The following is a 15758-nucleotide window of genomic DNA, read 5'->3' on the forward strand; positions in this document are numbered from 1 at the left end:
ATGTTTCCCGTACCTCCTGCCCTTTCACCCTCAGTGATGATCAGCTCCAACTGCCTCTGATATATGACTGAATCCATCACTGTGAAGTAGTTGTCGCAACTCACGGTGCAATCTCCGATTCACTTCTGGTCCTTCGTAGATAAACGCTGTATAGATTTCAACCAGACTTGCGCCTGCTCGAATTTTGTCATATGCATCTTGAGCTGTAAATATTCCACCCGATCCTATAATAGGTAATTTACCGCCATTTTGACGATAAATCCGAGATATGACTTCGGTAGACCTTTTCGTAAGTGGTCTTCCACTTAAGCCTCCACTTTCCTTCGCATTCGCATGTTTCAGGCCCTCACGGGTAATTGTCGTATTACTCGCTATGATACCTGAGACACCACTAGAACTGAGAACCTCTACCATGGATTCCAGCTCCACATCACTAACATCCGGTGCAATCTTTACTAATATATGCTTATTATTTCCATGTTTGACAGCTTGCACTCTCATCTCGTCCATAATATGACTTAACAGAGAGGCAAGTTCATTGCCATACTGCAGATTACGCAAGTCGGGGGTATTCGGTGAACTGATATTTACCACAAAGAAATCACCATATGGATATAATGTGCGAAGGCATTCCTGATAATCCTTATGTGCTTCCTCATTAGAAGTAATCTTGTTCTTACCAATATTAACAGCTACAGGTATTTGTCTTTGTTTAAGCAGGGATAACCTATGAGCCATGGCCTCAGCACCCTCATTATTGAATCCCATTCGATTCACTAGTGCCTCGTCAGGCGGAAGTCTAAATAATCGTGGTTGTTCATTTCCTTGTTGCCCCTTGGGTGTCACGGTTCCTACTTCCATGAAGCCAAATCCAATGGAAGAGAAGCCTTTCACTGCACTCGCATTTTTGTCCAGTCCAGCTGCTAAACCTATAGGCGTTGGAAAATGTATATCGAACAAGTCCGTAGCAAGATCAGGCGTCTCTTCTACACCCCATAAACTACGCAAGAGCGGTGTTGCCATTGGCAAAGATCCTGCAACTTTCAACCCATCTAATACTAAATGATGTGCCTTTTCTGGATCCATTTTAAAAAGTAAAGGTTTTGCCACATTTTGATACAGCACGCACTTCTCCCCCTCGATGCACTTAAGTTTCTCTATCCTATAGTTTAGCCTTTTCTAGATCAAAAGGAAAGTAATTCAAACCCATACAACTATCGTTCTACGTTACTTCTGATCTCTGGCTATTTACAGAGAAACCCATTACAATAGGGGTAGCTATTGAAAATGATAGAGAGAGGGTTGAACGTTATGCCAGCCAAACGCAAACCACCAACACTTCAACAAAAGAAAGATGAAGTGAACAAGAAAGCTGTTATGTGGGTCGGTGTTAGTGTATTTCTACTCATTCTGGTCGTAGTTCTTTTATTAATTTTGACCAATTAATTTAGCCAGTGATATGTTTTTTGGGGGTTGGTCTGATTCTGTCTATGTTTTGTTGCATAACGCTCCGCTGGAACAAGCAGGTCTTCAGGCAGAACCCCTTTACTGATATGTACTTTCGTCCCTTTAGGAATCAAATCGAATAACTCCTCTACATCCTTACGGGCCATACGTATACATCCGTTCGATTCATCCTTTCCAATACTCTCTGGATGATCCGTACCATGAATCGCATAATTACTAGCAGATAATTGCATTCCTCTACTACCAAACTCTCCACTGTCACTTCCATTAGGATTCATCACTTTATCCGTAATAACAAAATCACTCTCTGGCGTTTTATCCCCACCAAGTCCCACCTTATAATTACGAAGAATGACATTTCCGCTTACGACTGCTAATCGATAATTGTCTTTATCCACGATAATTTTTAGAGGTTCATTGAAGTATGGACTGTCACCCCGTTCTGCAGATAGCGAAGACAATTGGCCATTAACACCATCACGCACTGAGCTATTTCGCCCCTTGTTGCCCCCACTAGAATCGATCGACTCCGCTATTTTCGCGAAATTCTGCTTCATCATCGCCGTTGTACCTGAGATCCAATTGTTTGGAAAAACCTTTGTTAATTCATTTAAATCACTTGGTACACGTTTATACATTTTAGTAAAAGCTTTAATTCCACTGGAAAGTACAACAGTATCCTCTTGTTTCTTAATCCAAACACTTGCGTCAGCCTGAAGAGAAGACGTATCTGCGGGTTTACAGTCACATTCTTTAGGATCATAAGGCCGATAGGTCACTTCCTTGGCTTCATTCTTCTCCAATGTAAAGGCTACCGGCATATCATGTTTCCACAGGAGCCATTTATCTTGCCGCTTCATTCCTAGCACAACCATATTCATTGGCAATGGATGACTCAGAATGTTAGACAAAGTACGTGCGCGTTCTTGTGAGGACCCTGCTGCTTGTGCAGTAAAAGATGGTGTAGACTTCGGTTCTTCAGACGCTGAAGGCTTGTCCTCTGCTCCCTTCGGTAGCGACTCACCCACAACTACCTCCTCCACCTGTTCTTGACCGGAAGGTAGCGCACTTTGTAAAGATCCAGGTGCTTGTTTAGCAGGTATAAATATAAGAAATATCATAACAATACACATAAGCAAAGCTCGAATTTTACGTGACCGTTGCTCACCATTCTGTGATACTTGCAACAACCTAGTCTGATACTCCTCCCAGAGATCATCGGGTACTTTACTATGTTCGAATGCTTCATATACATCACTGGATTGATTGAAGCAGTAATTTGCTTTACCTTGTTCACCATTACTTTCATAATCCTTGCCTAATAAATACCACCCCATCTTATTCTCTGGATGTAGTTGTACATATTTTTTTAGGTACTGCGAGTTCTTCACATTGAACCCCCCACAATTTATTATTCACTCCTTTATATATCGGCAATTACCTAGCAAAAAGAAATCCTTCGCTAGTAATAGATTTCATCCATAGTTCTAAAGAATATGGTTCAAAAGAACTAAACAAAACAAAAACAAAACAAACAAAAAAACCGCCAGCGATGTGTTGGCGGAAATTTCATTATGAGGACTTACCTCTATAAATTAAGAAGTTAAAGTAAATTAACCTTCTTTATTAAAAGGTGTATCTGCTACTTTAATTGAATCTGTAGGACAACCATCACAAGCATCTTGTAGATCATCAAACAAATCTTCTGGAATATCTGTTACACCATGATTACCATCACTCTCATAGATAACCTCAGCCAGACCCTCATCATCATAATCGTAAATATCTGGAGCAGTTGCTCCACATGCTCCACAAGCGATGCATGTATCTTTTTCAACCCATGTATATTTAGCCATAGTTTCTCTTCCTCCTGTGTACCCATTCATTCCTACTCTATCTACTTTACGTCATTAACCCTAAGTTTAATACAAACATCAATAATTTTCAAATCATTTTCAGCATAATCACCTAAAATATATGAATTTTTTAAAGTTCCTCTTTCTTATCTCGTACAAAGTCCATTTGGAGCGAGGTTCCTCTTATTTTGTGATTTCTTAATAAGGTAGATGGGTCATCTCCAAGCATCCCTGCGGTAAGAATAGCGTTCTCTCCAAATTTATTACGAATGAGATCCATCGTCTTGGTCAATGATTCTTTCTTAGGCTGCTGTTCATAATTAAAAATATCTAATTGGATAGCTGATTCTTCCTTGAGCATAAGCTGTTGAAGCGTTATTCCGAGTAGCCTAACCGGACTGTCCTGCGTCCAATGTTCATTATAGAGTTGGCAAGATTCCTGATATATATCCACGGTATTATCTGTTGACGTGTGCAAGACATGGGATCTTGTGATTGTCTTCATGTCAGGCGTTCGAATCGTAATTTGTATCCCCCCCGCAACGAGTTGCTGTTTGCGCAATCTACGTGCGACCTGATCACTTAAATTCAGCAGTACACGATAGACATCTTCTTTATTATGAATATCATGTGGAAGCGTCGTTGTGTGCCCTATGGACTTACTCTGTTCACGTTCCTCCACCACCACAGAGTGATCGATACCATTTGCTGCTTGCTTCATCCAGTTCCCTACTACACCGAAACTTCGTGTCAAGAGCTCTACATCTGTTTGTGCTAGTTGACCAATGGTGTGAATATTGAGTTTCCGCAGTTTTTCTGCTGTTTTGTTCCCAATACCGAACAGATCTCCACACGGCTTGTCCCAAAGGATATTCGGCACATCACGAATACGGAGTATGGTAATACCATTGGGCTTCTTCATATCCGAAGCCATCTTCGCTAGAAGTTTATTAGGAGCAATACCGATGGAGCAAGGCAACGACAATTCTTCATATATTCGTGTCTGAATCTTCTTCGCAATCTCTTGCGGTGTACCAAACTGCCTAGAACCCGTAATATCTAAGTAACATTCATCGATTGATGTTACTTCCATGAGAGGTGAATAGCCATATGCAATTTTCATAAAAGCATTGGAGTATTCACGATAAGCATCAAAATTAGGCGTAATAAGAATCAGATCTGGATATTTCTTCAGGGCTTGTTGGACACGCATTCCTGTAGATATCCCCTTACTCCTAGCAGCATAGGAACACGTCACGATAATTCCTTTACGAAGTTCAATACTCCCTGCAACCGCAGTCGGTTTCCCTCGGTATTTATCTGGTTCTTCCGCCTCGTGAACGGAGCAGTAGAACGCATTCATATCGACATGAAGTATAACCCTGCCACTAGCTGGATAATATTCATCGATGTTTCTCAATCTAAATCCCTTCTTACTTCATATAATAATATTACCGTCAGCATAACCGCCTCCTTACTCAAGGTCAAGAAAAAGGCTAACGTGAAAATATTTGGCTCCTTGATACTTTCCTGCGGGAAAGTGCTATAATAATAAATTATAGTCGTATTCAAACAACTGAATAATTGACTTTTGAACAACCTCTTATTAGAAAAATAATTTATCAGACTTCCAAAAGGAGGACTACTATGTCTAGGTCCATTTCCATCTTCGATACAACTTTACGTGATGGTACCCAAGGAGAAGGCGTCAGCTTATCAGCAGATGACAAATTAAAAATTGCCCAAAAGCTTGACGACCTCGGTGTACATTATATTGAAGGTGGTATCCCAGGAAGCAACAGCAAAGATATTGAATTTTTTAAACGAGTTCAAAAGCTGGGGCTACAAGCTAAAATCACCGCATTTGGAAATACCCGTCGTAAGAACACAGAAGCAGAACATGATAGTACTTTAAAAAGCATACTTGAATCAGGAGCACAAGCGGCTACTCTGGTTGGAAAGTCATGGGATTTTCATGTGCATACTGCACTGCAAACCACATTGGATGAGAACTTGTCTATGATTTTTGATTCGATTGCTTACCTAAAGAGACACGGACTTGAAGTCATCTTTGATGCCGAACATTTCTTTGATGGCTACAAGAAGAATTCAGATTATGCTGTATCCGTTCTTAGAGAAGCTAAAGCTGCGGGAGCAGACTGGATTGTCATGTGTGATACTAATGGCGGCACACTTCCTCACGAAGTTCACGGTATTATTACTTCACTTCAGTCACAGTTACCCGGAGCTAATCTCGGCATTCACACCCATAACGATTGTGAACTTGCTGTCGCAAATACGTTAAGCGCTGTTCAAGCAGGTGCCAGACAAATCCAAGGTACAATGAATGGTTATGGTGAACGTTGTGGTAATGCTAATCTCTGCTCTATTATCCCCACATTACAACTCAAAATGGACTATGAATGCATAGGAGATGACTCTCTTAAGCAACTATCTAACACTGCAAGATATGTTAGTGAAATTGCCAATGTGCATATGCCGATCAACCAACCTTATGTAGGTAATGCGGCTTTTGCACACAAAGGTGGTATCCATGTATCAGCGATCCTTAGAGATTCTCGTACCTATGAACATATTGTTCCCGAACTTGTGGGTAACAAACAACGAGTCCTAGTATCTGAATTAGCGGGCCAGAGTAATATTCTGTCCAAGGCACAGGAAATGGGTCTAGAATTCGACCCCAAGAACGAACAATCCCGTAAAGTCATTGATAAGATAAAAGATCTAGAACATCAAGGATACCAATTCGAAGCAGCAGACGCTTCTTTAGAGCTCTTACTACGTGAAGCTAATGGAGAAATATCCGAGCTATTCAGTTTCGAATCCTTCAAAATGCTCGTTGAAAAAAGCGCAGGCAAGCCTGTAGTTTCTGAAGCATTTGTGAAATTAAAAATTGACGGCCAAAGCGTATACACAGCTGCAGAAGGAAATGGACCCGTCAATGCACTCGATAATGCTCTACGGAAAGCTCTTGTTCAATCCTTTCCAGTGCTCCAAGAAATGCATCTATCTGACTACAAGGTCCGCGTCCTAGATGAGCAAGAAGCAACAGCAGCTAAAGTGCGTGTTCTTATTGAATCTAAGAATTTAGATAGTACATGGAATACTGTTGGTGTATCAGGGAACGTCATTGAAGCCAGCTGGGAAGCGTTAGTAGACAGTATGCGATATGCACTCTTAGGTCAGTATGGGCAGAGTGAGAAGACTCCCAACAATACCGAGGGACAACATGGTCTTGTCAATCATTAAATGAATGTCGAGTTACGATATCGACTAAAGTTACTACCAGTGATCAAAATAACGAGACAGGCTGCGGATTGTTATTGCAGCCTGTTTTTCATGACATCGTGATCTATCACCTTCAATTCGACTCCCATGGCTAATCAATTCATCGGTAGCTATCAGCAAAACGTCGATGTCATTAATGGATATCAACGTCTTGTGTCGAATTAAGATTTAATTAGCCGTTTCACTTTCTTCTCTAATTCCTTTGCAGTTACCGTGCCTAGAATAACTTCCTGAATGACACCGTGTTTGTCGATCAGCACATTCGTAGGGAACACCATTCCTTTATATTGATCATATACCGTACCTTTTAAATCAAGCATGACCGGAAAGTTAAGTTGATATTTCTCTACGAATTTATTGGCGTTCTTTTTATTATCATATTTGGTAACATTAACACCATATATAATTAAGTCTTCTTTGTACTCATCCGCTATATTCTTTAGCTCAGGTGCCTCCTCTTTACATGGATCACACCATGAGGCCCAAAAGTTCAACAGAATAGCTTTCTCTTGTTCACCACCTGCTTCATAGGTATTTCCATCCAGTCCAGCCAATGAGAATGGCGGCGCTAACTTACCGGCTTCTGCTCCTATCTCTGTAGGTAGTGCCTGACTTTGCTGGAATACAGTTTGAACCCCACCTGTACCTGAAACTTGGTAAATCGCTACACCTACCAGAATTAATGCACCTAGCCATATATATAGGTTACGCTTCATATTCAATTTAGTCCTTTACTTAGAAGATTTTATTTATTATTGTACCCCCTTTTTCAAGTAACTTACAAACAACTTTAGAATTTCTATAATATAAAAAAGGACCCCTGCATGAATGCAGGAGCCAAAGAAGAGAGAGGGGGGAATACAAATGGCAGATCTTTCAGGACAACATAGTGAAATTGTATTAAATTCGCTCCCAGCTGAGAAGCTTACAGAGCATACATTTCTCCATCTGCCACAAGAAATCTGCGGGGTGTTGCTCGGCACCACTACAGCGGGCGGCATACAAATTGAGCAATTCATCCCAATCCGCAACGTAGCGCCTGACCCGCTGCATTCCTTCCTGCTTAATCCAGCCGAATGGGTGCCTCATGCTCTAAATACGAAACAATTGATTGGAATCGTCCACTCTCACCCTAAGTCTAACCCAACACCTTCTACTGAAGATCTAGATCGCCTTCACTTGTATGCTGGAATGTTAAAAACGTATCTCATCTGCACGCCAGAACCGATAACCTCTACCCTAATTATTCACGCCTATCATATCGTAAGAAATATGGATACTGGCACTTCACGTTACTATCTGCATCAGGCGCCCTTAACAATTGCTCAGATAGGCATATAAATCACCCAATGTTTGTACTTGCCGTAACGAAATATCGTGGAGATATGATTGCCACAGGTTCGCTGTCATCTTTGCATCCTCAAGTGCATGGTGTCGTCCTCTAATAGGAATGTCACGATCCATCAATAACTCATCAAGACTAAAGCCACTGCGATCTGGTTCCAGCCAACGAGCAATCATCATCGTATCAATCACTCGATGCCCCAAGTTAACCTTAGACGTCTTCCAAAGTGCTGCATTCAGGAATGCCTTATCGTGAGTACTAGCATGAGCAATTAGCACTCGTCCCCCAACAAATGACATGAAATCATGCAGACCCTCCATTAGTGCTGGAGCAGAATTAGTCATAACCTGTGTGATGCCCGTAAGTTCAGTAATCATCTCTGGAACTGGCCTTTTACAATTCACAAGGGAGTAGTACTGTTCATCTTCAACAATGTGCCTGCCGACCATTCTTACCGCCCCAAAAGATAGAATCTCGTCACCATGTTGATGAGCGAATCCTGTTGTTTCCAAATCAAACACTACCATCTCTAATTCATCTAACGGAACATGAAGAACTTCAGGACGTCGCTGTTCTCTCATTAGTGAACGAATAAAAGCCATATGCTGCGCGGTAGGGGATCCCATGACAGAAGCTAATGCAGACGGCATTCCTCCCTGCCTAAGCGTGCTCCAGAATCCATTATTACCCCGCACCGGTTCTTTCATGTCTATCTCCTTTCCGTAAAGCGAAGCGACCTCTGAAGAGCTCTATGAGTTCTTCTCACCACGATCAGGCTATCTCTAAGTTCATACATTAGCGATTTGTTCTTCAATTCTTTATCAGATAGATAACCACTACTTGTTAACATGCCGTCTTTTACGGTAAAGTTCGTACTCGCTCTAAGTTCCAATGCCATTCTAAAGGCTTCTAGACAACTCTCAAAGAGCATATTACTAGCCTCAAGTGCCATTAACCTCTCAAGCCTTTTTAACGTCGAAGTTTCCTTCACTCCTTGCTGTAAAGCCATAAATCTCACAAAATTAACAATCGGGATATATACGCCATATTTCACGTCGAAACCACCCGCATGTTCCCCAAAACGTTCGGTTACAACTTGACCAAGCAAATTAATCGTTGCTTTATGCCGAACTGTATTTCTTAGCACCGCTACAGGCAGTTCAGGATTCCCTCCGAACCAACGATAAAATAATCGTCTGAAACCTTCTGACAAGTCATGATCACCTGTAATATGGCGCATATCGGAAGCTATAATAAGGTACCGCACAGGCTCCCAACTTAGATCACTACACCAATCTGTCAGCGTATCCCCCCAGTCCCCAAGTGTCTTTCTCCATTGAGATTCTGAACACATCACTTTACCAGGACACTTCTCATAACCCATCTGCTCCAGCATATCGCTGAGCCTAGCACCAAAAGCCTCAAAATATCTTTCCTTACCCTCATTCGGTTCATCACTTATAATTAATCCATTATCTTGATCACTCCACAGCGTCGACTCTTGGCGCCCCGAGCTCCCAAACACTATAAATGAATAAGAAACGGGAGGAGGGCCGTAGCCCGCCTCCATTTCTTGTTCACAGAAGTATACAACTCTGGCTGCTATAAGATCATGCATTTGGTTAACAAGTGATAGCCACTCAGAGATTGGTAACTCCCGCTTTTGCTGCTGTAAGAGAGTCTGAGCCATAATGCGCCTTTTCCTTAAGTCCTCCAGCGAACAAGCATCTGCAATTCCTTGTAAATCTAAATCGCATTCCGTTAAACTCAGCGGTTTCATCCCAGCTGCCCCTCTCTCAAGCCTTCTCCTTGTTCTTTCAAATGAGTTTATTAAGGATTAGCTCAAAGTTGAGTTATTTGCACGAGACTTAGCCTCTGCATCAGTAACCAATTTCATTTGTTCTGGGTAACCATAAGAACCATGTTCACTAATATCAAGGCCCATCATTTCTTCCTCTTCTGTAACACGCAAGCCCATTACAGCCTTCATAATTCCAAGGATAATAGCAGATATAACTGCGACGAATATGAATGTCCCTACTACACCAAGAGCTTGAACTCCTAATTGATGGAACCCACCACCATAGAACAATCCTGCTTGACCTACTCCTGTTGTCTCAACCAATTCCGGTGTTGCAAACAACCCTGTAGAAAGTGCTCCCCAGATCCCAGCAATACCATGTACAGAGACTGCGTAGATCGGATCATCCAACCCAGCACGCTCTAACCATTGAGCACAGAAGAATGCGATAATTCCAGCCACAGCACCAATCAAGATGGCTGCCCAAGCGTCTACGAATGCACACGAACCTGTAATGGCTACAAGTGCAGCAAGCACACCATTCAACATACTTGGAATATCACCTTTACCAAATACGATCCAGGAGATTGCAAGTGCAGCAATGGCTCCAGCAGCTGCGGCAACATTCGTTGTCACAGATACATAACCGAAGAACCCACCAATACCTGACAACGTGCTTCCTGGGTTAAATCCGAACCAACCAATCCAGAGAATGAATACACCGAGTACAGACAACACTTGGTTATGTCCCGGAATACTGTTCGGCTTACCCTCCTTGCTGTATTTACCAATACGAGGCTTCAACATGAATGTCACTACTAAAGCTGCTGTGGCACCTGTAAGATGGACTACAGTAGACCCCGCAAAGTCTTGCATTTCAAGTTCTGCAAGCCATCCACCGCCCCACACCCAGTGGGCAACAACTGGATAAATAACAATCATGAACAATGTTCCAAAAATAATGTATACACTCAGCTTAGCGCGTTCAGCCATACCTCCGCACGCAATGGCTAGCGATACAGCTGCAAACGATAATTGAAATAAAAATTTAATCGTTAGAGGTACATCAGACCCGGCTAGGGAACTGAATGATTCCGCCATCCCATCACCTGAAAGGAAGAATCCTGTTTGGCCAATGATTCCATTACCATTACCGAATCCTAAACCAAATCCGACTGCCCAGAAGGTTATAACCGCAATACCTAACGTCAATACAGTCTTTCCTGCTACGTGACCTGCATTCTTCATCCGAACCGATCCTGCTTCTAATAATGCAAACCCTGCTTGCATAAAAAACACAAGTATAACGGCTAAGAAGACGAATACTGAGTTAATACCCGCTTGTAATTCAGCATTAGTAGCTCCAGAATCTGCAAAAACCGTAATCGGAAACGCCAATAATGTTAGCATTGCTAACATGACACCCAGCCACTTCTTTCTCATAATCCCCACTCCTCTTAATGTTATGTTTGTTTACATTACGTGAAACTCTTGATGTCATTATAAGCGGAATCCATGATTTTTGACAAGACAATTTTAACAAAAACAATAAATAATTTATTCATGTCATATTTCATACCACCTTACTATAGGTTATAAGGGTAACGTTTGACTGTACGGTTCAGGTTCATGTATCATTATTTATATTGGATTTAACGAAACTTAAGACTCTTTAATTCTATTCTTATTAGTGAGGTGATATATATTAGAGATATAACGCTTTATCGTATTGGAGAACTAGCCAAAGCCGCAAATATAAGTGAAAGAACCATTGATTATTACACTAAATTAGAGCTTATCGTTCCTGAGAGACGTACACAAAAGAACTATCGTTTATACAACCATGAAACTTTGGCCCGTCTATCACGTATCAATAAGTTAAAACAAGAGAAATATACATTGGAAGAAATCAGGAAATCATTCGATAAGTGGACTAGCGTTCCCGATGAAACACATGTAACTGATAAACTAACTCACCTAGAGATTCACCTGTTGCAATTAGAGCGGGAGGTTAGGGAACTCAGTCCTTTAATTGAACAAATGAAGCCCGTTCAAGCTAAGCGCATATTAATGAACTTACTTCCACAAAGTGCTGCTTGTATGGAAGCTCTCAAGCTTCTTCTCGATCATGGACCTATCATGTAATCCAATGTCATATGACAGCAAGGGTTAATTCAAACCTAAATCTAACAGGGGGTATGTAAATGTATTTCGACAACATGTTTATTCTCATTATTATCGCGTTTATATTTTCACTTTGGGCTCAATTTCGAGTTAAAGGAACTTTCAATAAATGGGCTAAAGTACCGAGTACTACAGGTCTAACAGGATATGATGCCGCACGACGTATGCTAGATGCTAATGGACTACATGATGTTCCCATCGAACCTGTAAGAGGTTCTCTCACTGACCATTATGATCCTATTCATAGAATCGTACGTTTATCGGAACCCGTATACTATGAGAACTCTATCTCAGCGATTTCAGTAGCCTGCCATGAAATTGGTCATGCTATCCAACACAAAGAACACTACCCTATGTTGAAGTTACGACATCGGATGTTCCCAGTTGTGAACTTCGCTTCAGGGATTGCACCTTTTCTACTTATCGCAGGGATGTTATTCTCATTCACTAATCTTATCGGTCTCGGCATTATATTCTTCTCCGCTGCTGTAGCATTTCAGTTAGTTACACTTCCTGTTGAATTCAATGCTAGTAATCGTGCTCGTGAAGTGATGATTCAAGAAGGTTATATCTCCAATGATGAGGAACGTGGGGTCGCCAAAGTATTAAATGCTGCCGCCCTTACTTATGTAGCCGCTGCATTGATCTCACTCCTTGAATTAGTTCGTTATATTATGATATTTACAAGCAGTCGTGATTAATAAATAATAAGATCGCCTTTCAGTCCAACAAAATGCACCCCTTAGATAGACATCGAATAAACTCTCAAGTTTAAGCGATGACAATCTAGGGGTGCATTTTTCATGGTAATTATCAGGGATCTAGTAGGAATCGTCACACTCAGTGAACCGGAACTACGATTCCAATACCATTCAGCTTCGCCCTTCGATGGATAGACTAACTTGATGGTGGCCCAGTAAAAAAAACTAACGCCAATTAAGCATCGACGTTAGTTTTTAGCCTAGCACTTTAACAAGCTCACTAATTTGAGTCTGGACGATACGTGCCGGTTGCAGATTTCTGATTATTCTTATATTGTAATTCAAAATAACCAAGAAGAAAATTACGGAAGGCTTGTGCAACTAGCGGTAGTTTCTCGTCTGACCTGTGAATTAGACCGATCGTACGCGTTATTCTCGGCTCCGATATTCTGACCTTTGCAGGTTGCATTGGATTGCTCTGAAAGAATGCCATTTCAGGAAGCAGACTAACACCCATACCCGCAGCCACTAAGCCACGAATCGTATCTGTCTCTTCACCTTCAAAAGCAATTTGAGGTGTAAATCCAGCTTCCAAACATGCTTCCCATACAATCGGTCGCAAGGAATAGCCCTCACTAAACAGAATGAATTTATCTTCTTTCAACTGCGACAGAGTGATACTTTCTTCCTTAGCAAGAGGATGACTAGGATGCACAATCGCGAACAATTCTTCAGTAAGAACTACATCCCCCTCCACTTGATCATGACCATCTGGAAAAGGAGAGATGAAAGCTAGATCCACCTCAGCAGATATAACATCTCGGATCAACGAAGGGAACATCCCCTGTTTGAAACGAAATCTCACATTAGGATAACGATTTCTAAACTCAGCAACAACAGAAGGAATCAGATGAATACCCAGACTATGAGGGAAGCCAATCCGAATTTCCCCTCGTTCGGGGTCTAGAAACTCGTGTATTTCCGCTACTGCCTTATCTAAATCCTTCATAAGCGTTTCTACCCGCTTACAGAAAAGTTGACCCACAGGCGTTAACTGCAGATTTCTTCCCTTCTGCATGAACAAATTTACACCCAGCTCTTCTTCCAATTGGTGAATCTGCCTACTTACCGCAGACTGCGCCACATGAAGTTCTTCCGCAGCTTGTGTAACATGTTCCTTCTGCGCCACTTTCATGAAGTAGTGCAACTGTCTTAATTCCACGCCACTGATCTCTCCAATCTATGAACTACATTTTCAAATGTCTAATGTTTTTTTAGCAAACGGATAATTAAGCCATACACGAAGAAACCACCAACTAATCCACCAAAATGAGCCGCCCAATTCACACTTGGCGTTACTATACTAAATACAATTCCAAACATCAGCATAGCATATAACGTTTTACGCGAAGATTCGTCAATCAAATTCCGTTGTAATAACGCTACATACAAGAATGCTCCATATACCCCGTAAATAGCACCTGAGGCTCCTACTGACCATGTATGAGGCGCCTCTATACTGCTATAATAAGCCATCGTAATGATGTTGCCTATTATTCCACTCATAAAATACAAAATAATGTACCTCCATGAGCCCAATAGTCGTTCTAACGGAGGTGCGAACACTAATAAGGCAAAGCAATTAAACAAGAGGTGATCAAACCCTGAATGTAGGAACATTGAGGCCACATAACGCCATAACTCTCCACTATAGGCTGAATCATTAGTAAGTCCACCAAATTGTACTAAATTTGAAAACGTTAACCCACCTTTAATGGAAATCACGATGAACATGACAATATTGATTAGAATCATTAAAGCTGTGACAGGATAAAACCGCAAATAACTTTTCCAATTCTCATACCTAACAAAAATCATAGCATTCTTCCTTTGCTTGTGGATATCAAAAATTAGCAATGTTTTTATATTAAGACTATAATATCTGTAGTAGTAATTACCAACTACAATCAAAAATAATAAGGAGGAACATCATCACATGGCACAATTACGTACAGGTATTGCCACCTTTAAAGGCAGCCCACTAACTTTGGTAGGACCCGCATTGAAAGTCGGAGATGCTGCTCCCGATTTCACAGTAAGTAAAAATTTAGTTGAAGAAGTTTCACTGAAAGATTATGCAGGCAAAATCAAATTGATTAGCGTAGTCCCCTCCCTTGATACGGGTGTATGTGATACCCAAACACGTCGTTTCAATGAAGAAGCAGCCGACCTAGGCGATGACGTTGTCATTCTTACGATCAGCATGGATCTTCCCTTCGCACAAGCTCGCTGGTGCGGTGCTGCTGGTGTAGAACGTGTAATCACGTTATCTGACCATAAGAATGCTGCCTTCGGCGAGGCTTACGGTGTACTTATACAAGAGTTCCGTCTGGATATGCGTTCAATCTTCGTCATAGACAAAAATGATAAAATTACTTATGTTGAGTACCTCTCAGAAATGACAGAGCACCCAAATTATGAGCAAGCTGTAACTGCTGTTAAAGATCTTCTATAAAAATTTGCAAGGTTAAAGTACTGTAACCCTAGAAAGTAGAGAGGGATTTACACTCTCTGCCTGCTATAAAAAAGCGAGAGAAGAGCTATGCTTTCTCTCGCTTTTTTTAAATACTAAGGCACAATATAATACTAAAGATACCCTCTACCATTTATTCAGTAACCGCTTACCGATATTATTCTCATTCTGAACCTTTGTATTTAGCAAGCTTCTTATCCAATGATGCGAATAAATGAATGATGAATCGGTAGTTAGATCCGAGATCCCCTAATGATCCCCTAGAAGCTGAATAGATGTCCACTGCACTTTTCATAGGGCCAACAGATAGAACAGAAACTGTAATATCAGCAGTTCGACCAAATGACGTTCTCTTCTCTAGCGTAATTTCCCCTACGGATTGAACTTCATGTAGCACTTTATAACCTGGGATTTTTTTGAGCGTTGAAGACACTTCCTCCCAAGCCTTGTCTTTCGATAAATTGTAATAGCGCGTTTTCATTTTAGGATCTTTTGCTCGGTCGCCTGTTCCTTCTTGACTTCGTATGATCCCCACTAGAACTCTCTTTAACGACAAGACCTT

The 15758-nt window shown here is 41.3% G+C and carries 17 protein-coding genes; 6 read left to right on the top strand and 11 right to left on the bottom strand.

The features are described from left to right. Positions 1 to 30 precede the first annotated feature (30 nt). Positions 31 to 1125 carry a quinone-dependent dihydroorotate dehydrogenase gene (locus J2T13_RS01140; protein WP_429367528.1) on the bottom strand — a complete coding sequence of 365 codons (1095 nt, stop codon included), beginning with the start codon at positions 1123 to 1125 and terminating at the stop codon, positions 31 to 33. A 162-nt stretch (positions 1126 to 1287) separates the two neighbouring features. Between J2T13_RS01140 and J2T13_RS01145 the strand changes: the two genes are divergently transcribed. Then, the gene (locus J2T13_RS01145) at positions 1288 to 1446 is read left to right on the top strand and encodes a hypothetical protein (RefSeq protein WP_429367801.1); all 159 of its coding nucleotides are present in this window, start codon (positions 1288 to 1290) and stop codon (positions 1444 to 1446) included. On the opposite strand, the gene J2T13_RS01150 is transcribed toward J2T13_RS01145, so the two are convergent. The 3 genes from J2T13_RS01150 to J2T13_RS01160 form a co-directional block, all read right to left on the bottom strand. Continuing rightward, positions 1443 to 2858, bottom strand: coding sequence for a L,D-transpeptidase (locus J2T13_RS01150; protein WP_429367530.1), 1416 nt, complete (start codon positions 2856 to 2858; stop codon positions 1443 to 1445). The genes J2T13_RS01145 and J2T13_RS01150 overlap by 4 nt on opposite strands. Before the next feature lie 222 nt (positions 2859 to 3080). Then, entirely contained in the window at positions 3081 to 3323 is a 243-nt protein-coding gene (locus J2T13_RS01155) for a ferredoxin (protein WP_429367532.1), read from the bottom strand. A 130-nt stretch (positions 3324 to 3453) separates the two neighbouring features. Continuing rightward, positions 3454 to 4743, bottom strand: coding sequence for a DNA polymerase IV (locus tag J2T13_RS01160; protein WP_429367534.1), 1290 nt, complete (start codon positions 4741 to 4743; stop codon positions 3454 to 3456). Positions 4744 to 4970: 227 nt separating this feature from the next. On the opposite strand from J2T13_RS01160, the gene cimA reads away from it, so the two are divergent. Then, positions 4971 to 6593 carry a citramalate synthase gene (gene cimA / locus J2T13_RS01165; RefSeq protein WP_429367536.1) on the top strand — a complete coding sequence of 541 codons (1623 nt, stop codon included), beginning with the start codon at positions 4971 to 4973 and terminating at the stop codon, positions 6591 to 6593. Between the two features lie 200 nt (positions 6594 to 6793). Here the strand turns inward: cimA and J2T13_RS01170 are convergent, their stop codons facing one another. Next, positions 6794 to 7348 carry a TlpA family protein disulfide reductase gene (locus J2T13_RS01170; RefSeq protein ID WP_429367538.1) on the bottom strand — a complete coding sequence of 185 codons (555 nt, stop codon included), beginning with the start codon at positions 7346 to 7348 and terminating at the stop codon, positions 6794 to 6796. Between the two features lie 148 nt (positions 7349 to 7496). On the opposite strand from J2T13_RS01170, the gene J2T13_RS01175 reads away from it, so the two are divergent. Then, positions 7497 to 7973: a Mov34/MPN/PAD-1 family protein gene (locus tag J2T13_RS01175; RefSeq protein WP_429367539.1), complete on the top strand. Its 477-nt coding sequence runs from the start codon at positions 7497 to 7499 to the stop codon at positions 7971 to 7973. On the opposite strand, the gene J2T13_RS01180 is transcribed toward J2T13_RS01175, so the two are convergent. From J2T13_RS01180 to J2T13_RS01190, 3 genes are read right to left on the bottom strand one after another with little or no spacing between them, the layout of a single operon-like run. After that, positions 7947 to 8684: an exonuclease domain-containing protein gene (locus J2T13_RS01180; protein WP_429367541.1), complete on the bottom strand. Its 738-nt coding sequence runs from the start codon at positions 8682 to 8684 to the stop codon at positions 7947 to 7949. The two genes, J2T13_RS01175 and J2T13_RS01180, sit on opposite strands and share 27 nt — an antisense overlap. A 2-nt stretch (positions 8685 to 8686) precedes the next feature. Further along, positions 8687 to 9757: a DUF294 nucleotidyltransferase-like domain-containing protein gene (locus tag J2T13_RS01185; protein WP_429367543.1), complete on the bottom strand. Its 1071-nt coding sequence runs from the start codon at positions 9755 to 9757 to the stop codon at positions 8687 to 8689. 57 nt (positions 9758 to 9814) lie between these two features. Beyond that, complete coding sequence (locus J2T13_RS01190) at positions 9815 to 11221, bottom strand: ammonium transporter (protein WP_429367545.1); 1407 nt, start codon at positions 11219 to 11221, stop codon at positions 9815 to 9817. Between the two features lie 252 nt (positions 11222 to 11473). Here J2T13_RS01190 and J2T13_RS01195 point away from each other — a divergent pair, with 252 nt between their 5' ends. Beyond that, the gene (locus tag J2T13_RS01195; RefSeq protein ID WP_429367547.1) at positions 11474 to 11923 is read left to right on the top strand and encodes a MerR family transcriptional regulator; all 450 of its coding nucleotides are present in this window, start codon (positions 11474 to 11476) and stop codon (positions 11921 to 11923) included. 59 nt (positions 11924 to 11982) lie between these two features. Further along, a complete protein-coding gene (locus tag J2T13_RS01200) occupies positions 11983 to 12663 on the top strand; it encodes a zinc metallopeptidase (RefSeq protein WP_429367549.1) in 681 nt (226 codons plus the stop codon). 280 nt (positions 12664 to 12943) lie between these two features. On the opposite strand, the gene J2T13_RS01205 is transcribed toward J2T13_RS01200, so the two are convergent. Both J2T13_RS01205 and J2T13_RS01210 read right to left on the bottom strand, forming a co-directional pair. Beyond that, complete coding sequence (locus J2T13_RS01205) at positions 12944 to 13885, bottom strand: LysR family transcriptional regulator (protein ID WP_429367551.1); 942 nt, start codon at positions 13883 to 13885, stop codon at positions 12944 to 12946. Positions 13886 to 13926: 41 nt separating this feature from the next. Beyond that, positions 13927 to 14541, bottom strand: coding sequence for a rhomboid family intramembrane serine protease (locus tag J2T13_RS01210; RefSeq protein ID WP_429367553.1), 615 nt, complete (start codon positions 14539 to 14541; stop codon positions 13927 to 13929). 118 nt (positions 14542 to 14659) lie between these two features. On the opposite strand from J2T13_RS01210, the gene tpx reads away from it, so the two are divergent. After that, positions 14660 to 15178: a thiol peroxidase gene (gene tpx / locus J2T13_RS01215; protein ID WP_429367555.1), complete on the top strand. Its 519-nt coding sequence runs from the start codon at positions 14660 to 14662 to the stop codon at positions 15176 to 15178. A gap of 181 nt (positions 15179 to 15359) precedes the next feature. Here tpx and J2T13_RS01220 read toward each other — a convergent pair whose 3' ends face one another. After that, positions 15360 to 15752: a DUF1499 domain-containing protein gene (locus J2T13_RS01220; RefSeq protein WP_429367557.1), complete on the bottom strand. Its 393-nt coding sequence runs from the start codon at positions 15750 to 15752 to the stop codon at positions 15360 to 15362. Positions 15753 to 15758: the final 6 nt, after the last annotated feature.

Source organism: Paenibacillus sp. DS2015, assembly GCF_050433705.1.
Taxonomy (GTDB): Bacteria; Bacillota; Bacilli; order Paenibacillales; family Paenibacillaceae; genus Paenibacillus_AQ.